At 65.0% G+C, this 21,381-nt stretch carries 21 protein-coding genes and 1 tRNA gene; 6 read left to right on the top strand and 16 right to left on the bottom strand.

Features of this window, described 5'->3' with window-relative positions; genetic code table 11:
* Both GJ695_RS15220 and GJ695_RS15215 read left to right on the top strand, forming a co-directional pair.
* Positions 1-1,225, top strand: a 1,225-nt coding sequence (locus GJ695_RS15220; protein WP_154366093.1) for a tetratricopeptide repeat protein, incomplete at its 5' end; no start/stop codon positions are given.
* Positions 1,222-1,815: a hypothetical protein gene (locus tag GJ695_RS15215; protein WP_154366091.1), complete on the top strand. Its 594-nt coding sequence runs from the start codon at positions 1,222-1,224 to the stop codon at positions 1,813-1,815. The genes GJ695_RS15220 and GJ695_RS15215, both read left to right, overlap by 4 nt.
* A 58-nt stretch (positions 1,816-1,873) precedes the next feature.
* Here the strand turns inward: GJ695_RS15215 and GJ695_RS15210 are convergent, their stop codons facing one another.
* The 11 genes from GJ695_RS15210 to GJ695_RS15160 all read right to left on the bottom strand — a co-directional run bounded on the left by GJ695_RS15210 (position 1,874) and on the right by GJ695_RS15160 (position 12,424).
* On the bottom strand, positions 1,874-3,394 hold the full coding sequence (locus GJ695_RS15210; RefSeq protein ID WP_166455234.1) for a sigma 54-interacting transcriptional regulator: 1,521 nt from the start codon (positions 3,392-3,394) through the stop codon (positions 1,874-1,876).
* Positions 3,395-3,454: 60 nt separating this feature from the next.
* On the bottom strand, positions 3,455-3,679 hold the full coding sequence (locus GJ695_RS15205) for a hypothetical protein (RefSeq protein WP_154366087.1): 225 nt from the start codon (positions 3,677-3,679) through the stop codon (positions 3,455-3,457).
* 50 nt (positions 3,680-3,729) lie between these two features.
* Positions 3,730-4,803: a hypothetical protein gene (locus GJ695_RS15200; RefSeq protein WP_154366085.1), complete on the bottom strand. Its 1,074-nt coding sequence runs from the start codon at positions 4,801-4,803 to the stop codon at positions 3,730-3,732.
* A gap of 96 nt (positions 4,804-4,899) precedes the next feature.
* Positions 4,900-5,562 (bottom strand): phage tail protein, encoded by a 663-nt coding sequence (locus GJ695_RS15195; RefSeq protein ID WP_154366083.1) that lies wholly within the window; start codon positions 5,560-5,562, stop codon positions 4,900-4,902.
* Complete coding sequence (locus tag GJ695_RS15190) at positions 5,562-8,576, bottom strand: hypothetical protein (protein ID WP_154366081.1); 3,015 nt, start codon at positions 8,574-8,576, stop codon at positions 5,562-5,564. Before GJ695_RS15190 ends, GJ695_RS15195 begins: the two co-directional genes overlap by 1 nt.
* Before the next feature lie 89 nt (positions 8,577-8,665).
* Positions 8,666-9,289, bottom strand: a complete 624-nt coding sequence (locus tag GJ695_RS15185; RefSeq protein WP_154366079.1) for a RhiA family protein — start codon at positions 9,287-9,289, stop codon at positions 8,666-8,668.
* A gap of 140 nt (positions 9,290-9,429) precedes the next feature.
* Positions 9,430-9,933 carry a hypothetical protein gene (locus GJ695_RS15180; RefSeq protein ID WP_154366077.1) on the bottom strand — a complete coding sequence of 168 codons (504 nt, stop codon included), beginning with the start codon at positions 9,931-9,933 and terminating at the stop codon, positions 9,430-9,432.
* A gap of 403 nt (positions 9,934-10,336) precedes the next feature.
* A tRNA-Val gene (locus GJ695_RS15175) sits at positions 10,337-10,411 on the bottom strand.
* 50 nt (positions 10,412-10,461) lie between these two features.
* Positions 10,462-11,178 (bottom strand): DNA polymerase III subunit epsilon, encoded by a 717-nt coding sequence (gene dnaQ / locus GJ695_RS15170; protein WP_154366075.1) that lies wholly within the window; start codon positions 11,176-11,178, stop codon positions 10,462-10,464.
* A gap of 33 nt (positions 11,179-11,211) precedes the next feature.
* A complete protein-coding gene (rnhA, locus tag GJ695_RS15165; protein ID WP_154357628.1) occupies positions 11,212-11,655 on the bottom strand; it encodes a ribonuclease HI in 444 nt (147 codons plus the stop codon).
* Entirely contained in the window at positions 11,648-12,424 is a 777-nt protein-coding gene (locus GJ695_RS15160; RefSeq protein WP_154366073.1) for a class I SAM-dependent methyltransferase, read from the bottom strand. The genes rnhA and GJ695_RS15160 overlap by 8 nt, the downstream gene beginning before the upstream one ends.
* A 20-nt stretch (positions 12,425-12,444) precedes the next feature.
* On the opposite strand from GJ695_RS15160, the gene gloB reads away from it, so the two are divergent.
* The gene (gloB, locus tag GJ695_RS15155; protein ID WP_154366071.1) at positions 12,445-13,251 is read left to right on the top strand and encodes a hydroxyacylglutathione hydrolase; all 807 of its coding nucleotides are present in this window, start codon (positions 12,445-12,447) and stop codon (positions 13,249-13,251) included.
* Between the two features lie 28 nt (positions 13,252-13,279).
* Here gloB and aceB read toward each other — a convergent pair whose 3' ends face one another.
* Positions 13,280-14,878 carry a malate synthase A gene (aceB, locus tag GJ695_RS15150; RefSeq protein ID WP_154366069.1) on the bottom strand — a complete coding sequence of 533 codons (1,599 nt, stop codon included), beginning with the start codon at positions 14,876-14,878 and terminating at the stop codon, positions 13,280-13,282.
* Positions 14,879-15,068: 190 nt separating this feature from the next.
* Between aceB and GJ695_RS15145 the strand changes: the two genes are divergently transcribed.
* Positions 15,069-15,980, top strand: a complete 912-nt coding sequence (locus tag GJ695_RS15145) for a LysR family transcriptional regulator (protein ID WP_154366067.1) — start codon at positions 15,069-15,071, stop codon at positions 15,978-15,980.
* Positions 15,981-16,037: 57 nt separating this feature from the next.
* Here GJ695_RS15145 and GJ695_RS15140 read toward each other — a convergent pair whose 3' ends face one another.
* The 4 genes from GJ695_RS15140 to GJ695_RS15125 all read right to left on the bottom strand — a co-directional run bounded on the left by GJ695_RS15140 (position 16,038) and on the right by GJ695_RS15125 (position 19,225).
* On the bottom strand, positions 16,038-16,241 hold the full coding sequence (locus GJ695_RS15140; RefSeq protein ID WP_020703630.1) for a cold-shock protein: 204 nt from the start codon (positions 16,239-16,241) through the stop codon (positions 16,038-16,040).
* Positions 16,242-16,486: 245 nt separating this feature from the next.
* Positions 16,487-16,852: an Hpt domain-containing protein gene (locus GJ695_RS15135; protein WP_154366065.1), complete on the bottom strand. Its 366-nt coding sequence runs from the start codon at positions 16,850-16,852 to the stop codon at positions 16,487-16,489.
* A 1-nt stretch (position 16,853) separates the two neighbouring features.
* A complete protein-coding gene (gene upp, locus GJ695_RS15130) occupies positions 16,854-17,504 on the bottom strand; it encodes a uracil phosphoribosyltransferase (protein ID WP_154366063.1) in 651 nt (216 codons plus the stop codon).
* Between the two features lie 44 nt (positions 17,505-17,548).
* Complete coding sequence (locus tag GJ695_RS15125; protein ID WP_154366061.1) at positions 17,549-19,225, bottom strand: isovaleryl-CoA dehydrogenase; 1,677 nt, start codon at positions 19,223-19,225, stop codon at positions 17,549-17,551.
* A 75-nt stretch (positions 19,226-19,300) separates the two neighbouring features.
* On the opposite strand from GJ695_RS15125, the gene GJ695_RS15120 reads away from it, so the two are divergent.
* Together GJ695_RS15120 and GJ695_RS15115 are read left to right on the top strand one after the other, a co-directional pair.
* On the top strand, positions 19,301-20,503 hold the full coding sequence (locus tag GJ695_RS15120) for an acetyl-CoA C-acetyltransferase (protein ID WP_154366059.1): 1,203 nt from the start codon (positions 19,301-19,303) through the stop codon (positions 20,501-20,503).
* 2 nt (positions 20,504-20,505) lie between these two features.
* Positions 20,506-21,363: an enoyl-CoA hydratase/isomerase family protein gene (locus GJ695_RS15115; RefSeq protein ID WP_154366119.1), complete on the top strand. Its 858-nt coding sequence runs from the start codon at positions 20,506-20,508 to the stop codon at positions 21,361-21,363.
* Positions 21,364-21,381 lie beyond the last annotated feature (18 nt).

Genomic DNA, 21,381 nt, shown 5'->3' with positions numbered 1-21,381 from the left:
CGTGCTGGCCGCCACCGCCTGGACCCTGGGTGCGCGCGGACTGGTCACGGCGCCGTTGTCGGACAGCGCCCAGTTGCGCGCCGGCCTGGCCGCGCTGCTGCTGCCCGACCGCCCCGGCAGCCTGGACAGCGCCGCCGAATGCTTCAACGCGATCCTCCAGCGCACGCCCGGCCACGCCGGCGCCACCGCCGGGCTGTCGCTGAGTTACAGCCTGCGCTACTTCAGCGACGGCCGCGACGAGGTCTGGCTGCAGCGTGCCGCCGCCGCCGCCCAGCAGGCGCTGGCGGCCGACGGCCAGCTGGCCCTGGCGCACGCGGCCCGCGCCTGGGCCGAGGAATACCAGGGCCATGAAGAGCAGGCGCAGCAGGAAGCCCGGCAGGCGCTGCGGCTCGACCCGCTCAACCTGTTCGCCCTGTGGGGCCTGGGCGACTTGCTGATCGACCTGCGCCGCTTCAGCGAGGCCGCCGCCGTGGTCGAGGCCGGAATCGCCGCCTATCCGCAGCAGCGCATATTCCAGGACTTGCGCGGCAAGCTGGCGTTCCAGCAAGGCCACTACGCGCAGGCCGAACAAGCCTTCCGCGCCAGCCTGGCGCTGGAGCCCGACGTAGTCTACGCCTACGCCAACCTGCACGCCACGCTGGAGCGGGAAAACCGCGGCGACGAGGCGCTGCACGTGCTGCAGCAAGGCTTGCAGGTGCGGCCCAACAGCCGCCTGTACAGTAGCCTCGGCAGCGCGCTGTTCTATCGCGGCGATTACCTCGGCGCCGAGGCCAACTTCACGCTGGCGGTATCGGCCAGCCACGGCAGCCCGAACCAGTACCTGCACTGGGCCAACCTGGGCGACGCGCTGCGCTGGATCCCCGGCCGCGAGAACGACGCGCGCAACGCCTACCGGCAAGCGGTGCTGTTGCTGCAACCCCAGCTGGACCGCTCGCCCGCCAACGCCACCTTGGTTTCACGCATGGGCCTGTACCAGGCCAAGCTCTCACACCGCAGCGAGGCCGCCGTCCTGGCGCGGCGCGCGCTGGCACTCGCGCCCGACGGCGCGGACATCCATTTCAGGGCAGCGATTGCTTTGGAAATCAGCGGGGACCGCAGCGCCGCACTGGCGCAGATAGTGCAAGCCCGGGCGCTCGGCTACCCCATCCACCTCATCGACGCCGAACCGGATTTGCTGGCCCTGCGGCGCGATGGCCGTTATCACTATCAAGAAACCCAACCATGACCACCACTATCCCGTTCCCGAAAGACGTAGTGCTCACCGTCGGCTTCGACGCCGACCAGATCAGCGACCAGCTGGTCCACCAGTTCACCTCTCCCGACGGCCAGCAGCCGGTGCATCCGACCGGCATGTTCGAGGCCGAGATTTATTTCTGCGAAAGCGAGGTGTTCCACTTCCGCGTGGTCGGCTCCGGCAAGAAAGACCGCTTCACCTCGTTCCAGGTGATCGACGCCTGCCTGGTCACCCAGCCCAAGCCCCTGTACATCCGGCCCGGTGAGCACCAACAGCCGCCGACGGTGCGCTACTCGGCGCCCTCGCCGTTCGTGCAGCCGATCGGCGCCACCTACCAGATGGCGCTGGACTTCACCAGCGACGCCGAGGAAACCCTCACCGACCGCATCGTCACGCAGGAGTGGAAGCGCACGCTCAACGTCGGCAATAGCCAGGGACGCTGGGAAATGTCGTTGATCTTGACTGTGCGTATCTTCCGCGGCGGCGCCATCGAGCCCGACGTGCGCGTGTTCTCCTTCGATCCCGAAAGCGAAGTCGGTTCCGGCCGCGGCAAGGATGTGGCGGATAACGGCAACCGCTGAGTAATCAGCTGCGCTAAAAGCTGCGGGAAGGCTGGCCGGAACCGCGACCGTTCCGGCCTCAGGCCAGCAGGCCGATGACGCGCAAATGCCGGCGCAAGGCCTCGCCCGGCGTGCGCAGCATCGACGCGCACTTGACCAAATCGGTCGCGTGCTGCTGCAGCGCCTGGCGCAGCTCTTCGATCGGGATGGTTTCCACGCGGCGGATCTGCGGATGCGTCTCCAGCAGCTTGTACAGCGAGGGCCGCGAAATGCCCAGCGTGCGCGCCGCGCTCTGGATCTGCCAGCCGGTCGACTCCATCGCATCGACGATGGTTTGTTCGCTGAACGCATTCAACTTGGCGCGCGCGGACTTCGGTGTCGCCGCCGGCACCGGCGGCGGCACCGGCGCGCTAGCCGCCACCGCGCTGCGGGCCACGGGCGCCAGCAGCGCCGCCAGCTGCGGCGTTTCGCCGGCCGCCAGCATCAGCGCGAGACGCCGCACCACCTGGCCCAGCTGGCGGATATTGCCGGGCCAGTCTTCGCGGCACAGCGCGCTCACCAGCGCCACTGGCAACTGCACGTCGAGGCCGTTTTGCTCGTTCCACTGGCGCAGGAAAAAATACAGCAGCAGCCCGATGTCTTCGCGCCGCTCGCGCAGCGCCGGCAGGCGGATCACATAGCCCTCCATGCGCCGCAGCAGCGCCTGGTTGAAGGCGCGCGCGCCCAGGTCCTGGTCGGTGGCGGCGATCAGCCGCGCCGCCGAGTGCGCGTTCTGGCGCGCGCCCAGCGGCCGGTATTCGCCGTTCTCGAGCACCCGCAGCAACATGGGCTGGATCACGGCCGGCGTGTCGCCGATCTCATCGAGGAACAGGGTGCCGTCGCTGGCCTCGGAGAACAGGCCGGCGCGCGCGTGCTGGGCGCCGGTGTAGGCGCCCTTGACGGCGCCGAACAGGTCGGCGGCGGCCAGCGACTCCGTCAGCGCCGCCATGTTGACCGCGACGAAGGGCCGTCCGCCGCGCCGGCTGGCCGCATGGATGGCGCGCGCGGCGACGTCCTTGCCGGTGCCGGTCTCGCCCAGCAGCAGCGCCGGCAACTCGGTCTGCGCCACCTGGCGGATTTGCGTGCGCAAGGCAGCGGCGGCCGTGCTCACGCCCAGCACGCCGGGCAGCGGATTGTGTACGGGAGGCGTCCCCATCCAATGCAGGCACAGCAGGACATGGCCGCCCAACTCCAGCACCGCGCCGCGGCCGATCTGCTCGCGCGTCAGCACGGTCTCGCGCTCGGTGAGACGGTTGCCGTCGACGGCGACGGACATGGCGCTATCCGGTAGTGTCAGTTGGACGCTGTCGTCGGCGCGGCGTGCGATCAGCAGCGGCGCGCGGGCGATGCAGCGGTGTTCAAGGGCGGCGCCGGCCTGGCCGGCCGACTGGAACAGCGGCTCGTGGCGCTGCAACGCCAGCAGGCCGGACGCGGAAGGCACCACGCACTGCTGGCCGGCGCGGCTGGGATCGGGGTGCCACAGCAGCGTCAAGCCCAGCAAGGACGGCGGCCGCACCGCCGGCATCGACACGGAGCTGGTCAGGGTATCGTCGGCATTCATCACGGCGGGCAGCGATCGGCAAAGATGAGGGGCTGATTTTACAGCAAGACTGAGGGCCATTCAACCGCCGCCGCCCTGCGGCCGCAGCTCGGCGGTCAGCTCCACCACCACTGCGTGGCCGTCCAGCCGCGCCGGCAGTGAGGCGGACAGTTCCGGCGTGAGCGCCAGCACGGAGACGACGATCACCGGTTCGCCGCCGCGCTGGCCCACGCCCACGCCCACCACGCCCGGCCGCCCCATCAGTCGCCCGGCATGAGCTTGTGCAACATCGATGATATCGGTCATGGCGCCTCTCCCGCAGACGGTGCCGGCGCGGCGCGCCGGCTTATTGCCGCTTACGAGTATAGAACAACAAACTTCGGATTGCCCGGCATGACCGCCTCCAGATTGGCCAGCACCGCCGACATCGTGTTGGCGAGGGTGTAGGAGCAGTCGCTCGGACCGCCTAACAACAGCCCGACTGGCTGGTTGAGGTCGCCCGTGGTGATCACCGACCCGCTGTCGCCGCCTTCGCTGAAGTGACCGCTGTCGGGCCGGATCTTGAACGCGTTCTTGATGATGATGGTGCGTGGCGGGTCGCCGGGCTCGGCGTAATTGACGGTGTAGGTGCCGCCGATCTCGTAGACCGTGCCGCGGGTGCGGCCGGTGGTGCGGCCGCTCTTGCGCACCACCATGTCGAGGGTCGGAGCGACGACCGGCCCGGCCATGCTGACCGCGCTGTCGACGGCGCTGCGGATGAGGGGAATGTACAAGTCCGATTTGGTGTAGGCGGCGATGGCCGCGTCCACCTCGGCCGTGCCGCCGTTCGCTCCCAGCGGCACAAAGCAGGACAGGCTGGCGACCGCATCGCTGGCGACACCGCCGTCGGCCTTGCCCGGCTGGATAATCGCGGTCCCGAGCGGCAGGGCGTCAGAGTCGGCCAGCACGTGGTTGTTGCTCAGCATGTAGACAGTCTCCTTGCCCTTCACCGTTGCCTTGACCTGGCAGCCAATGGTGCCCGTGTCGCCGCCGACAGGGCCGCCGGAAATACCGCCCAGCACCGGCCGATTTTTATTGCGAAAGCCCTCGCCTGCCGCCAAGCTCTCCTGCGGCTCGGGGGCCTCAGCGGCCCTGCCGCCCTTGGCGAAAATCTCCCCCGTCACCTCGGTGATCAGCGGCCAATGATGCTGCGGGCTACGCAAGTCGTACGCGATCCCGTCCTTATGTTTCAGCGACAGCTTCAGGGCCAGGCGGTCGCTGCGGCTGGCATTGGCGTCGGGGTTCAGGGCCACCGAGACGCCAACGACATTGGAACCGGGCGTAGCCAGGTAGCGCTGAACCAAGGCCTCGTGGTCTTCCATCAATTGCTGCAGGGCCAGCGAGTCCAGGCCAAACTGCTGTACTTGCGACAGGATCAAATCGGGCTTCATATTTCACTCCTCTAGTTCATGGATGGATGTCATGCGCGCCAGGAAGGCGGCCAGCCCATCATCGGCTGCCGGGGCCGGACTGTCGATTACACGCCATTACATCCCGGGAAAAGTCGGCGCCAGCCCGTAGGTAAACTTGATCAGATAATTGACGTAGATATTCATCGCCCGCGTCTCGGTACTGACGCGCACGGTGTTGTCGGCCGCGACCAGGTTGTCGGTCGGCCCTAGATCGGTCAGCACGTCGGTCTTGCCCGGTACGGCAGAATTGACGCCGGCGTTGCCCTGCACCAGCGTCGGCCCCGGCTTGATGTAGCCGTGCTCGTGGTTCTGCACGGCGTCGCCCTGGATCGATCCGACCTGCGCCGGCGTACCCGTGCCGCCGGCGGGAACGCTGCGTTCGCCGTATTCGGGCCCCGTGTGGCGGCCGTGGTCGACGCCGCGCAAAAAATAGCCGCGATAGTCGGGCAGGTAAAACGTTGCCGACTGGTCGCCGCCGTACTGCCAGCCCAGCGCCGCGAACAGCTGCGGATAGCGGTGGCGATCCAGCGCGCGACCGTCGCACAGCATCCAGCCGAAGGCTTCGAGCGCCGTCGTCACGTGCGGCCCGGCCGGCGGCGGCGGGTCCACTGGCTGGGCCGTATCCGGCAGCGGCGCGCCGACGTTGCCGGCGAAGGCGATGATACTGCCGACCGGCAGCTCGCCGAAGCCGGGCTGGATATTCCACGGCAGGTGCCGCGGGACACCGGGCGCGCCCATCACAGCGCCTCCCCCAGGACCTGCATGGTGGTCGGCACCAGCACTTCCCAGCTGTCGCCGACGCGGCGCGGCGGCGGCGCCAGCTCGCCCTCCATGCGGGCTTGCTTGAGATCGCCGACGACGGCAAGGTCGCTCTGGTTGACCGGCGCATGACGGTTGTCGCCATCCCACACCATGCCGCTCGACAGGAAGTACAGCAGCGCCAGCATGCGCTCCGGCCGCACTGGCAGCATCACGCGCGCCATGTCGGCGTTGAGAAAGGCGGTGAACTGCGCATCCTCGCCGGCGCCGGGGTCGTCGCGCCCGATGGCGCCGCCGCCGAGGTCGCCGTACCAGCGGTAGCTCATTTCGCGCCACTCGAACAGCTCGTCGAAGAACTGCAGGTAGCGCGGCTCGTTGACATCGAATTCCGACGGCGCCGGGCCGGTCTCGCCGAAGTCCATACCGCCGGTCCGCTCCAGATAGCGCTCCATCAGCAGCCGCGTGCAGCCGCGCCGCAGCGCACCGCGTTCGATGTCGCGGTTGGCCAGCTGCGAGCGTACCGGCCCGCGCCAGCTGTTGCGCGCGGCGCCCAGCTCGGTGTAGCGCTGCAGCTGCGCCTGATAGGCGCGCTCCAGGGCGCCGTAGGTGCGGATGCGCCAGTCGTCCATCAGCGTGGCGCCGACGTCGCAGACGATGGCGACGTTGACCAGCGCGTCCGGCTTGGGCGGTGGCAGCGGCGACACGGGCGGCGGCGCCGGATCAGTCACCGGCGGCACGGCGACGGCGGCAGGACCGGCAACCGCTGCCGCATAGCCAACCGCCGGTGCAGGCGCCGGTGTCGGCGCGGGCGGCAGCGGCGTCGGTGCCGGTGGCGCCGGAAAGGCGTCGAGGTAGGCGCTCACCGAGACCGGCATCGCATTCTGCTGGCCGTAGCTAGGCGAGTCCGGCGCGACGCCGTTCTCGAACTTCTGCGTGCCGACCAGCACCACGGGCGCCGGCAAGTCCGCCGCCGAGACCAGATAGTTGATTTGCGCGCCGGCCGCGCTGTAACCATCCGGCAGCGGCACCAGCTTTTCGTCACCGCTGCGCAGCGTGGCCGAGACCATGCGCGTAGCCGGCGGCGGCGGTTCAACGTCGCAGGCGCCGTACAGCGCCGCCAGCGCGGCATAGTTGTCCGACTGAATATCTTGGAACGACAGCACCTGCGCCTGCGCCAAGGTAGGCGGCCGCGCAAACGAGGCGCCGTCCAGCCGCTGCTGGGAATGGATGAAATCACTGGCCGGGCGTACCACCATGAACTCCACCAACAGGCGTTTGCCGTAGTTGACCACGTCCGCCTCGTACACCTTGTTCAGCCAGCGGTACACGGCCATCAGCTTGCCGTTGCCGGCCGAGTTGTCGATCAAGCTGCTGACGCTTTCCTCGGTCTGGTTCAGCGTGCTGCTGGTGCGGGCCTGGCTGACGGTGCGCGTGATGCGGCCGACGGTGCGGTTGAGCAGCTCCTGCGCATAGCGTGTGGCGTCGTGGATGGCCGGCAGGCGGCCCCCCAAGGTCTGCTGCGTCCACATGCCGTTCAGGGTCGCCAGGGTCGGCGGGCCATAACTGCTGGTGAAATCCTGGTACAGGTTGGCGACGCTTTGATCGGCCACGGTCGCGCGCATTTCCTCGTACAGGCTGTTGCGCTGGTCGGCGGCCTGGTTGTCCTGCAGCTCGGCGCGGCTGTCGGCGTTATGACGGCTGTCGTGCTGGCGCTGCACGCGGCGGCGGCCGATCTCCTTACGCTCGCCGCGCATGACATTTTCGATGTGAGCGATCTCGCCGACCTCGTAGCGCAGCAAGCGTTGCCGCACCATGTGCAGGTCGCCGATGGCATATGGCTCGATCCAGCCGCCCGGACCGGCGGGACCGGCGACGGCCGGCGGCAGCGGGAATACCGGCGCGGGCAGCACGATGGTCGCCATCAGCAGGCGTCGCACCGGCGCCGGCGTCAACGGCGGCAGCACCGGTTCAATCGGTTCACCCGGTTCGACCTGGAACAGATAATCGAGCGCATGGTTCGCCACCAGCATGTTGGCGACACTCTCCAGCCACGGGCGGTGATAGCCGAGTACGATGACCAGCGCGAAGTAACTTTGCCATAGCTGTGCGATCTCGCCGGTATAAGCGGCATCTGCCAGCGCCGCGCGCATGGCAGCGGCGTCGTCGACGCCGAACAGCGTTGCGAGCTGATGCCGCAGCGACGGCGCCGGACAAGCCGTCGGCTGCTCCAGCCACGCGGACATCAGCAGCAGGGCCTCGGGCAGCAGCGCCGCCCGGCCCACCAGCTGCGCCGGACCGGCAATGTACTGGCCCTTCAGCAAATCGCCTTCGATGTAGCGCACCGCCAGCGCTTCCTTGCCCTGGCGCGTGGTGGCCGCCAGCAAGGCGGCGTACAGGCCATCGGCAGGCGTCGACGGCACGTATGAGACGAAGCACTGCGCCACGTCCTGCGGAGAAGGCTGCGGCCATTTGCGCATATAAATGTAGGGGAATAGCTCGTCGCGCGCGCTGCCCACGATCGGCATCAGCGGCGACGCCAGCTGGTCGACCGGCGGCTCCGGCGGCACAGGAGGGTCCGGCGGCACAGGGGGAAACGGCGGATCGGGTGGCAGCGGCGGATCGGGCGGCACCGGCGGATCGGGCGGATCGGGCGGCAGCGGCGCAGTGGTGCACAGCGCCAGAAAGCCTTCGAATTCCTGCAGTGGCCGAACACCATATTTCAGGTCGGCCCATACCCCCACGTGACCGGTGCCATCGTGGTGCAGATGGATGCGCTTCTGGAAGCGGCCGTTCACCCGGCAGCCGGACGGAAACTGATGGGAAATCTGGACCACGTCTTCCCCCGCCAGCAGATGCTGGTAGTTACTGCCGGGCGGGCTATCCTTGTCCACCAGTGTCAGCACCGTGGGCAGTTTGGTACGGGGATCGCGCACGATGCAGCAATTGATGACCAGTGAGCCGCCCTCCCATTTCTTATTACAGAGATCGTTCATCACTTTGCTTCCACTGAAAGGAGAAAGAAAACTGGCGCGCAGGGCGAGGCAGCCGCCCCGCCCTGTGCGCCAAACCGGGTGACGGGATATCAGGAATAGACCACGTCTTCAATCGAGAAGGTCAGCGGCTGCGCATCCTTGCCGATGCCGCCGCCGTACATCACCAGCGAGGCGCTGGCGATGCCTTCGAGCGAGAATTCCTTGTTGGTCTGGGTCAGCACGGCCGAGTTCATCACCTCGCCCTCGACCACTTGCGATGCGGCGCCGATCCAGATCGACGGCTTGAACTTGAACGAGGCCATGCTGCCCGGGTAGACGCCGGTCTTGTGCGCCAGCAGCTTGCCGGCCTTGTAGATGCCGCCGCAGAAGGCGCCGGTGGTCATGTTGTTATTGATCTGCACCTCGTTCGGGTCGGTGGCGTTACCCAACTGCTGCAGCACGTCGCCCGACTTGTCCAGGACGACTTCAAACGACTCGCCCGGCACGGCAGGCAGCAGGGGCGTGGTGTTGTTGTAGCTGTCCGTGACGCCGACTTCCATGTTGAGCGGGAAATCGAAGCTGTTGGTATCGCCCTTGCCGCAGCGTTCGATCACTTTCCAGGCGACCGGCAGTTCGGCCTGGCTGGCCACCACGTTGCGTTGATAAATGTAGACTTGCGAATTGTTGGTGTCATTCGACAGATTTTTGAACACCAGTTTGATTGCTTTCAGCATTTCAGTTTCTCCTAGTTGGAATTGGCTCCCACGCCCCATGCGCAGGTGATCACGGCCCTACGGTTTGCAACGCTAGCGATATGCGGAGATATCGTGTGACCACTATATCGAGCGTCTCCGGCGCTGGCGATTACAGGTCATTACGCCTCATTACGCGCGATTACAACGACACCGTGCGCCGGCGCACCTTGCGCCTCGACGCTGGCGCCGCGTACGATGCCGATGCGGAAGCCCCCGAAGCGCACCTCGCCGCGGCGGCGTTCGATGACGACCGGCGCGCCGCAATCGAGCGGCAATGCCTGGAGAACCTGGCGCCGCGCACGCAACATCTGCAAATTGAAATAATTGCTGTCCAATCCCAGCATGCGGGTCAGCTGCTCGATGTCGATCCAGCCCTGGCTGTCCCTGTCCAGTCCGCGCCGGGCATCTTCCAGGCGCCGCCGCGCCAATAGCAGCAAGCTGTAGTGGTGAACCCGTTCGCCGAGTTCGACGCAAACGGCGCCGTCGCGCAAGATCGTCAAAAACACATGCTCTTCGTTGAGACTGACCTGGAACTGCATGGCCCAATCGGCTGGCGGCGCCGTATAGGTGGAAAGACGAGCAACCGGGGCGGTGGGCAAGGCCGACTGAAAGAGAAAATTCATAAAGCACCTTTACATGGAAACGTAATCGGAACTGCCAGCGGGCGCTGGCAACAGACGCAGTAATCTCAAAATCCGTGCCATGCAGAAACCGCCCATTTCACGCCGAAAACGGCTATTGGGGTGTCAACTCAGGAATTTTTGACACGTCAACAAGCACTGTTGCCATGGTTGAGTTTGTCATAATTCTATATTTTTTTACAACTAAAATTAAGCGCTACCTGGGGGCGCGCATAATTTGCAAGCGACTTGGAACAGATCCACGAGGACTTAAAGGAATTGGGATTACAGGGGTCTTTACGAGAGGGTCGCGGCGTTCGCAAGACTTGGAGGGAGGACCAATTACTCAGCAGAAAACAAAAAAGGCCTGCATATTCATGCAAGCCTTTGATTTTCCTACGAATTCTGGTGGGAAGTGCAAGTTTCGAACTTGCGACCCCTGCAGTGTGAATGCAGTGCTCTACCCCTGAGCTAACCTCCCGTTGAGTGCGAGCATTATAGAGCTTGCACCCGCTTGTTGCAAGTCCTGTTTTATGCCACAGCCGGTGCGGCCAGCGAGGCGGTCCAGATGCACTGGCCTTTCACCGCCTTGTCCAGGCCCGCCAGCGTTTCGGCGTGCGCCGCCAGCTCGTCGTCCGACGCCGGTACGAAGATGATGTCGGCCATCGCCACCGGTTCCAGCAGGTCGCCGATGTTGACCACTTCCTCTTCCACGTCCATGCCCAGGCTGTTCTGGCCGCGCGTCATGGCCAGGTAGACGTCCGCCAGCAGTTCCGCATCCAGCAGCGCGCCGTGCAGTTTGCGGTGCGAGTTGGAAATGCCGTAGCGATCGCACAGCGCATCCAGCGAGTTGCGCTTGCCCGGATGCAGTTCTTTCGCCTGCACCAGCGTGTCGATCACGCCGCCGATGTGCGAGTTGAAATCCGGCAGGTTCAGCAGCCGGAATTCGTGGTTCAAAAAGCCCAGGTCGAACGGCGCGTTGTGGATGATGACTTCGGCGCCCTGGATGTATTCGCGCAGCTGCTCAACAATCTCGTGGAATTTTGGCTTATCGCGCAGAAATTCGGTGGTCAGGCCGTGGACATTCAGCGCGCCCTCTTCCGATTCGCGTTCCGGATTGATGTAGAAGTGGAGATTATTCCCCGTCAGCATGCGGTTGTTCAGCTCGACGCAGCCGATTTCCAGGATGCGGTTGCCCAGCTTGGGGTTGATACCGGTGGTTTCAGTATCGAGGACGATTTGGCGCATAGTGTTCCGTAATAAGTTCCAACAAGCAGTATATCAGCGCCCGCGCGCCACTTCCACGCCGCGATTGGCCAGCATGTCGGCGCGTTCGTTGCCCGGATGGCCGTTATGGCCGCGCACCCAGCGCCATTCGACGGTGTGCATCTGCTGCGCCGCATCCAGCGCCTTCCACAGGTCTTCGTTCTTGACCGGTTCCTTGCTGGCGGTTTTCCAGCCGCGCGCCTTCCAGCCGTGAATCCACTCGCTGATGCCTTTTTGCACGTACTGGCTGTCGGTGTGCAGCACCACGTTGCACGGACGCTTCAGCGCGCTCAACGCTTCGATCACCGCCTGCAACTCCATGCGGTTGTTGGTGGTGTCGCGCGCGCCGCCGCAGATCTCCTTCTCGGCGCCGCCGGACACCAGCAGCGCGCCCCAGCCGCCCAGGCCAGGGTTGCCCTTGCACGCGCCATCGGTAAAAATTTCAACCTTGTCATCCATCCTGCTGTTCCCGTTGTTTGTTTGTGACCGGCACGCCCGCCGGGGCGTTTGCCGTTTTTCTGGTCCATGCCGGACCGATCAATCGCATGCCTTTCATGCGCTTGATCGCTTGTACGATGTAGACGCTGCCGAAGTACGGCCACCAGCGCGACCCGGCATTATCCATGAAGGCGTAGCGATTGAGCCATTTATCTGTGCGGCAGGCCGGCGCATAGCAGCCGAAGTGGCTCTGGCTGGCGCTCATATTCAATAATTTTAACCAGTCTTTCATGCGCGGCATAGAGATCAGCTCCTCGGTCTTGGGCAGGAACGAGGTGCCGCCGACGCGCCGCAGCACGTGCCGCGCGCCCCACAAGCTGGCCGGATTGAAGCCGCAGATGATGACCTGCCCTTCCGGAATCAGCACGCGCTCCACTTCGCGCAGCACCTGGTGCGGATCGGTGGAGAATTCCAGCACATGCGGCAGCACGATCAGGTCGATGCTTTGCGAGGCGAACGGCAGTTCGGTGTAATCGAGCGTGACGGCCACCGCGCGCTGCGGCGCCTCGGCCGCGCGCGGCTTGCGGTCGGCCAGCAATTTGTAGGGCATGCGGCTGGCTGCGAGTGCATCAATTTGAGGCATGCCGATCTGCACCGCGTTGTAGCCGAAGATATCCGCTGTTAAATTATCGAGACAGCTTTGTTCCCACGCACGCATGTACACACCTGCGGGCGTTTGCAGCCAGCCTTCCAGCGCTATAATGGATTTCTCCGACCCCGCCTTATCCATGCTTAGCCTTTTGCAATCCAATGACCATATCTTCTACTCAAGCTCTCAGTGTTCTAACGGTTCCTGCATTCCGCGATAATTATCTGTGGTTGATACATGATGGCACACATGCCGCGGTGGTCGACCCAGGCGACGCCAAACCCATCCTGGCGGCGCTGAAAGAAAACGGACTCAAGCTCACCGCCATTCTACTCACCCATCACCACGCTGACCATATCGGCGGCGTTCCTGAATTATTACAGCATTATCAGGTTCCCGTTTTCGGTCCGCGCAACGAGACGATAGCCGCGGTCACTTTGCCCGTGGGCGAAGGCAAGATCGTTGACGTGCCGGGCCTGGCGCTGAAACTGTCGGTGCTGGACGTGCCGGGCCACACCATGGGCCACATCGCCTACGTGCGCGAGGCTGCCAGCGACGAGCCGGCCTGGCTGTTCTGCGGCGACACCTTGTTTGCGGGCGGCTGCGGCCGGCTGTTTGAAGGCACGCCGGCGCAGATGATCAGTTCCCTCGGCAAGCTGGCCGCGTTGCCGGACGACGCCAAGGTGTATTGCGCGCACGAGTACACGCTGTCCAACCTGCGCTTCGCGCGCGTGGTGGACCCGGACAATGTGGCGCTGCAGGAGCGGGTGAAGGTGGAAACCGACAAGCGCGAGCACGATGTGCCGACGGTGCCCAGCACCATCGGTCTGGAAAAGGCGACCAACCCTTTCCTGCGCTATCGCGAGCCGGCGATTGCGGAGCAGCTGGTGAAGGCCGGGCGTCTCGACCGCGTCGATACGCCGCTGGCCACCTTCACCGCGCTGCGTTTGTGGAAAAACGACTTCTAAAGAAAACGGCCCTTGCGGGCCGTGGTGTTTAGATTTCTTCGTACAGCGGCAGCGTCAGGAATTCCTCGAACGCCTCCGAGGTCGACATCTGCTCGAAGATCTGCGCGGCGCGCGGATAGGTCGGACCGTCGCCGCCCGGCGCGGCAGCCTGCACCTTGGCCAGTTCTTCCGGAATCATCGCGCGCACCATGTCGGCCGTGACCTTGCGGCCGTCCTCCAGCACGCCCTTGGTGGAACGGATCCACTGCCACACCTGCGAACGGCTGATTTCCGCCGTGGCCGCATCTTCCATCAGATTGTGAATCGGTACGCAGCCGTTACCGGCCAGCCAGCTGCCCAGGTAGTGGATGCCGACGTTGATGTTGTAACGCAGACCGGCCTCGGTGATCGGCGCTTCCGGCTTGAAGTCCAGCAACTGCGTTGCGGTCACATCGATGTCCGGACGCTGCTTGTCGATCTGGTTCGGTTTATCGCCCAGCACTTTCTTGAACTCGGCCATCGCCAGGTCGACCAGGCCCGGGTGCGCGACCCAGCCGCCGTCGTAACCGTCGGTGGCGTCGCGCGCCTTGTCGTTGCGCACGCCGCCCATGGCGATGTCGTTTTTCTCCGGATCGTTCTTGATCGGAATCAGCGCGGCCATGCCGCCGATCGCCGGCGCGTTGCGCTTGTGGCAGGTCTTCAGCAGCAGCAAGGCGTAGGCGCGCATGAACGGTGCGGTCATGGTCACCTTGGCGCGGTCGGCCAGGCAGAAGTCCTTGTCCAGCTTGAACTTCTTGATGCACGAGAAGATGTAGTCCCAGCGGCCGGCGTTCAGGCCCGAGCTGTGTTCGCGCAGTTCGTACAGGATCTCGTCCATCTCGAACGCCGCCAGGATGGTTTCGATCAGCACGGTGGCCTTGATGGTGCCTTGCGACAGCCCCAGTTCGTTTTGCGTCAGCACGAAGATGTCGTTCCACAGGCGCGCTTCCAGGTGCGATTCCATCTTCGGCAGGTAGAAGTACGGGCCGGCGCCGCGCGCCAGTTGCTCCTTGGCGTTGTGCACCATGAACAGCGCGAAGTCGAAGATGCCGCCGGAGACGCGCTTGCCGTCGACCAGCACGTGTTTTTCATCCAGGTGCCAGCCGCGCGGACGCACGACCAGCGTGGCGACCTTGTCGTTCAGCTTGTAGGACTTGCCGTTCTGCTCGAGCGCAATGGTGCCGCGCACCGCGTCCTTCATGTTGATCTGGCCGGTCAGCTGGTTGTCCCAGTTCGGCGTATTCGAATCTTCGAAGTCGGTCATGTAGCTGTCGGCGCCGGAGTTCAGCGCGTTGATGACCATCTTGCGTTCGACCGGGCCGGTGATTTCCACGCGGCGGCATTCCAGCGCTTTCGGAATCGGCGCGATGGTCCAGTCGCCGCTGCGGATGTGCGCGGTCTCGGCCAGGAAGTCGGGACGCTCGCCGGCGTCCAGGCGCTTGGCGCGCTCCACGCGCACGGCCAGCAGTTGCTGGCGGCGCGACTCGAATTCGCGGCTCAGCTTGGCTACCAGGCCGAGCGCTTCCGGCGTCAGGATTGCTTCGTAGCCCGGCTTGATCTCGCCGGTGATTTCCATGCCTGCTGGCAGAGTGATGGTGGACTGCGTCATGTCGTGTCTCCGTAGAAAAATATTAACGAATCGGTCTCATTATAGGCTTGTTGCAGTGCGATGTTTTTAGTGTGTTGGCTCGGTTACACACCGCATTGTTTTACAGTATATTCACTCTTTAGTTATGCAAACTAGACTAAAAATCATTTCATCTATGCGTTTTTGTAAAAACTGACGGAGACAGGCAGGTATGGGGCAGTTCAGACAGATTTCCACCTTTGTCGAGGTGGTCGCCAGAGGGAGCCTGTCGGCTGCCGCGCGCGCCGAGGGCATCGCCCCGGCAATGATCGGCCGCCGGCTGGATGCGCTGGAGGCGCGCCTCGGCGTCAAGCTGCTGCAACGCACCACGCGCAAACTGGCGCTGACCGACGAAGGCGCGGCCTTCCTGGAGGATTGCCAGCGCATCCTGGCCGAACTGGAGGAAGCGGAGTCGGCGGTGGCCGAACGCAGTTCGCATGCCACCGGCCATTTGATGATCTCGGCGCCGGCCGGCTTCGGCCGCCAGCACGTGGCGCCGCTGCTGCCCTCCTTCCTGTCCGAACACCGCGACGTCAGCGCCACGCTGAACATGAGCGACCGCGTGGTCGACATTGTCGGCGAAGGCATCGACGTGGCGATCCGCATCGCCAGCATGTCGGACTCCAACCTGGTCAGCATCAAGCTGGCCGACAACGAACGCGTGGTGGTCGGCGCGCCGGCCTATTTCAAGCGCCACGGCGAGCCGAAGGCGCTGGCCGACTTGAGCAAGCATAACTGCCTGGCGATCAGCAGCGAAGGCAGCCAGCGCGGCTGGACCTTCCGCGAGGACGGCAAGAACGTGGTGCTGAAGGTGAACGGCAATATGGCCTGCAATGACGGCCAGGTGCTGCACGAATGGGCGCTGGCCGGCAAGGGCCTGGCGTGGCGGTCGATGTGGGAAGTGGGCAGCGCCATCGAGGCGGGCAAGCTGCAGACGGTGCTGGACGGCTATTCCGCGCCGGGCAATGATATTTATGCGGTGTTCGCGCAGCGCCGGCATTTGCCGTTGCGGATACGGGCCTTCGTGGACTTTTTGCGCCACACCTATGCGCAACCGGACTACTGGCGCAAACCGGCAAAGTGAACAGGCAAAAAAAAATCCTCGGATACCGAGGATTTCTTGATCGTTAGATCCAGCGTATTAGATAGGCTGAATGTTCGAAGCTTGCTTGCCTTTAGGGCCAGCGGTTACTTCGAAAGAAACACGTTGGTTCTCTTGCAGCGACTTGAAGCCTGCCGACTGAATCGCCGAGAAGTGAGCGAACAGATCTTCGCCGCCTTCGTCAGGGGTGATAAAGCCGAAACCCTTCGAGTCATTGAACCATTTTACGATACCAGTTGCCATTACAATTCCTATTTCAGTTAATTTGGGCTTGCGCCCGTGATATCGTTTTTGAGGCAAGAGTTACAAACTGCACTAATCTTGAATCTAAACGATGCCGCATTATACCCATTTACGAGAGAAAAGCACGTTTTCACGAAAATAAATGCAAAGCGTCGCTTTTTTTGCTAGAAAAGCCTCTCGCAGGGCCGTGAATGTCACTATAGACAATTAAATCCTATAGGGTTTGAGGCAGATCAAGCGCACGATTAGTCGTACTGACTTGCCTTGGCGTCACGGGCGGCCCACGCCAGCAGCTTTTCCACTTCCGGCGCCACCGGCGCCCAGCCCTCCCCGCTGCCCAGCACCGCGCGCACCATCTGCTCGATGCGGCGCGCTTCCTGGCCGAACACGGCAAAGCCGAAAGTGCCGGCCGAACCAGCCACGCCGTGCAGCACTTCGTGCAGCTGGTGCAGCGCATCCTGCGACGGCGCGGCGCCGGCGGCGACGTTTTCCGCCACACAGGCGGCCAGCGCGGCGCGGATCTTGTCCAGGGTGCCTGGCACGGTGGCGGCGAACTTGTCGTTCAGCGCGGCCAGCCGGGCGCGGAAATCGGGATCGACGGGCGTGGCCATATTATTTGGTCCCGAAAATGCGGTCGCCAGCATCGCCCAGTCCCGGCACGATGTACGCGTGGTCGTTCAGATGCGAATCCAGCGAGGCGCAATAGATTTTCACGCCAGGATGGGCTTTCTGGAATACTTCAATCCCTTCCGGCGCCGCCACCAGCGCCAGGAAGATGATCTGGTCGTCGGTCACGCCGCGTTTTTTCAGGACGTCGACCGCGTGCACGGCCGAATTGCCGGTCGCAACCATCGGGTCGCACAGGATGAAGGTACGTTCGACCGTGTCCGGCAGGCGCACCAGGTATTCCACCGGCTGGTGGGTTTCCGGGTCGCGGAACACGCCGATGTGGCCGACGCGGGCCGATGGCACCAGGTCCAGCAGGCCGTCGCTCATGCCAATGCCGGCGCGCAGGATCGGCACGATGGCCAGCTTGCGGCCGGCGATGACCGGCGCGTCGATGGTCATCAGCGGGGTTTCAATGGTGCGGGTGGTCAGCGGCAAGTCACGGGTGATCTCGTAACCCATCAGCAGCGTGATTTCCTTGAGCAGGTCGCGGAAGGTACGGGTCGACGTATCCTTGGAGCGCATATGACTCAGTTTGTGCTGGATCAGCGGGTGATCGGTAATGAACAGGTTAGGAAATCGCGGGTCTTGTTTCATCAGGCAGGCTCGTTCAGATGGGTGTATGCCGTCATTATACTAGTCTATTCCACCAATGCCCTAGCCAGAATGGCCGCGCAATCGACGCCCTGCGGCAGCCTTCCATAGGCCCCGCCCGGTTCGCGCTTGAGGCGCGACGCGACGAAGGCCGACGACACATACGCCGGCGCGTGGCGCAGCAGCAGCGCGGCCTGCACCGCCAGCACCACCCGCTCCGCCAGCACGCGGGCGCTGAATTCGTCGGCCTGCTGCTGCGCCAGGTCGGCCAGCAGCGTGCTGCGGTAGGCGACAAAAAAGATGTCGCCATTGCCGGCCTGCGCCAGTTCCGCCGCCAGCGCCTCGCGCGCGTCGGGCGACTTGCCGAAGGCGCGCAGCAGGTCCAGGCACATCACATTGCCCGAGCCTTCCCAGATCGAATTGACCGGCAGTTCGCGGTACAGGCGCGCCAGCGGACTGTCCTCGACATAGCCGCTGCCGCCGATGACTTCCATCGCCTCGGCGCCAAAGCCCGGTCCGCGCTTGCAGACCCAATATTTTCCGGCCGGCGTCAGGATGCGCGCCAGCATCGCCTGTGCCGGATCGCGCGACTCGTCGAAGCAGCGCGCCAGCCGCATCGCCAGCGCGGTGGCGGCTTCCGATTCCAGCGCCAGGTCGGCCAGCACGTTCTGCATCAGCGGCTGCTCGGCCAGCGGGCGGCCAAACGCCACCCGGCGCCGCGCGTGATGCAGCGCATGCGTCAGCGCCGCGCGCATCGTTCCCGCGCTGCCGAGCACGCAGTCGAGCCGCGTGTGGCCGCCCATTTCCAGGATGGTCGGGATGCCGCGCCCGAGCTTGCCGATCAGCCAGCCGTAGGCGCCGGTGAATTCCACTTCGGACGAGGCGTTCGAGCGGTTGCCCACCTTGTCCTTGAGCCGCTGCACGCGGATGGCGTTGCGCTCGCCGTTGGGCAGGTAGCGCGGCAGGAAGAAGCACGACAATCCGGCGCTGCCGCCGTCATCGGTCTGCGCCAGGATCAGGTGGGCGTCGCTCTGCGGCGCCGAGAAGAACCACTTGTGGCCGACGATGCGAAACACATCCTCGCCCTCCTCGCCAAACAAGGCGTGCGCTTCCGACGGCGCCACCGGTTCGGCGCGGGTGGTGTTGGCGCGCACGTCGGAACCGCCCTGCTTCTCGGTCATGCCCATGCCGATCAGGGCGCCGGTCTTTTGCTCCACCGGCAGCGAGCGCGGATCGTATTCGTTGGACAAAATCTTCGGCAGCCACTTGGCGGCGATGCGCGGCGCCTGCCGCAGCGCCGGCACCGACGCATAGGTCATGGTCACCGGACATTGCGAGCCGTTCTCCACCTGGCCGAACAGCAGATAGCGGGCGGCGCGCGCCACCTGTGCGCCGTTGCCCTCCATCCACGGCGATGAATGCGTGCCATGGCCGATCAGCAGCGACATCAGCTGGTGCCAGGCCGGATGGAATTCCACCTCGTCAATGCGATGGCCTTCGCGGTCGAAATTGTGCAAGGTCGGGGAATAGCGGTTGGCCAGGCGCGCCAGGTCCAGCGTTTCCGCCCTGCCCAGTTCGGCGCCGAGCGCGTGCAGCGAGGCTGCCGCGTTGCCCGCGCCCTCGCGCGCCAGGGCTTCCTGCAAGGCCGGATCGGCCGCAAACAGGTTGATGTTCTCAAACGGCGCAACAGTATTGCGCACTTCGTGGGTATCGAAAGGCTGCATTTTGTCTCCGTTCAAATCGCTGCCGTCAATTTTCTTGAACAATGAGCAGACTAGCATACAAAAAAAGGAGATCCCATGACCGACGCTTATATTTATGAGGCCATCCGGACGCCACGCGGACGCGGCACCCATGACGGCAGCCTGCACAGCGTCAAACCGGTTTCGCTGGTCACCGGGCTGATGCATGAACTGCGCGAGCGCCACCAGATCGACACCGCGCTGATCGACGACGTGGTGCTGGGCTGCGTCACGCCGGTTGGCGACCAGGGCGCCGATCTGGCGCGCATCGCCGCGCTGGCCGCCGGCTGGGACTGGAAAGTGGCCGGCGTCCAGCTGAACCGCTTTTGCGCCTCGGGCCTGGAAGCGGTCAACCTGGCGGCGCAGAAAGTGCGTTCCGGCTGGGAAGACCTGATCGTCGCCGGCGGCGTGGAATCGATGTCGCGCGTGCCGGAAGGCGCCGACGGCGGCCCCTGGTCGCTCGATCCCGAAACCAGCCTGCGCACCGGCTTCATTCCGCAAGGCGTGGCCGCCGACCTGCTCGCCACGCTGGACGACAGCCAGCGCGAACAACTGGACGCCTACGCGCTGCGCTCCCAGCTCAAGGCCGCCGCCGCGCGTGCCGACGGCCGTTTCCGCTCCGTCGTGCCGGTACGCGACCAGAACGGCGTGCCGGTCCTCGAAGAAGACGAACTGATCAAGCCAACCACCAGCATGCGGACGCTGGAGGGTTTGAAGCCCGCCTTCGCCGCCGTGGGCGAAACCGGCTTCGACAGCCTGGCCCTGCGCCAATACCAGCAGCTGGACGGCATCCGCCATCTGCACACGGCCGGCAACTCCGCCGCGGCCGCCGACGGCGCCGCGCTGGCGCTCATCGGCAGCAAGGCGGCCGGCGCGCGCCTGGGCGTCGAGCCGCGCGCGCGCATCGTGGCGGGCGCCATCACCGGCAGCGATCCGACGCTGATGCTGACGGCGCCGGCCGCCGCCATCCGCAAGGCGCTGAAGAAAGCCGCGCTGTCGATCAACGAGATCGACCTGTTTGAAGTCCACGAAGCCTTTGCCGCCGTCGTGCTGCGCTGCCTGCGCGAGTTGCAGATTCCCGAAGACAAGGTCAACGTCAACGGCGGCGCCATCGCGCTCGGTCATCCGCTGGGCGCCACCGGCTGCATGCTGCTCGGCGCGCTGCTGGACGCGCTGGAAGAGCGCCGCCTGCGTCGCGGCGTGGTGACCATGTGCGTCGGCGGCGGCATGGGCATCGCCACCGTCGTGGAACGGGTGTGAGCATGATCAGCACCCACCAGAATGGCGGCGCCCTCAGCGTGCTGCTGGCGGCGCGCGCCATCAATCCGCTGAGCCGCCTGTTCCAGCGCGAACTGGCAACGCTGCTGGAAAAGCTGGAAGTCCGCCGCAGCAAGCTCACCGCCGTCATCATCGGCTTCGACGCCGAACCGGGCGCCACCAGCCACGAGCTGGAACACCTGATGGCGCTCACGCCGGCCCAGGCCGCCGACTGCATGCACATGCTGGAGGCCTACAACGCGCTGCTGCGCCGGCTGGAAAGCCTGGGCATTCCGGTGGTCGCCACGCTCGCTGGCGAAGTCAGCGGCCATGCCTTCGGTCTGGCGCTGGCCTGCCATCACCGCATCGGCCTGCACGACGCACGCTTCAGCCTGCCGCAGGTGCAGCTGGGCCTGGCGCCGGCCGCAGGCGAAATCGCCCGCACCGCCCGGCTGGCGGGCCTGAAGGCGGCCATGCCGCTGCTGCTGGAAGGCGCGGTGCTGAGTGCCGACGCGGTGCGGCAGGCGGGCCTGCTGCACACCGTGGCCGCCGGCGAATCCGACCTGCCGCGGCTGGTCGCGGCTGCCCAGGACAACGGCGCCGTCATGCAGCCCTGGCAGGCCAAAAACTACCGCTTGCCGGGCGGTGAACTGGACAGCGCGCCGCTGCGCGCGCTGCTGCAACAGGCGCCGGCCCGGCTGCGCCAACGCGCCGGCGGGCCCCACCCGGCCGCCGAAGCCATCCTGTGCGCGATGGTCGAGGGCCTGCAGGTGGACTTCGATAATGCACTGTTAATTGAGAGTCGATATTTTTGTCAAACCGCTATCAATCCAGCGCTGCGCAAGGGAGGCTTTTTCCTCTAACGCGAGGTTTTTCGACCG

Origin of the sequence: Duganella alba (genome assembly GCF_009674495.1) — a bacterium.
GTDB classification, from domain to species: domain Bacteria; phylum Pseudomonadota; class Gammaproteobacteria; order Burkholderiales; family Burkholderiaceae_D; genus Rugamonas; species Rugamonas alba.
Note: the sequence above shows the minus strand (reverse complement) of the source record. Positions and strands in the feature narration are given on the sequence as shown.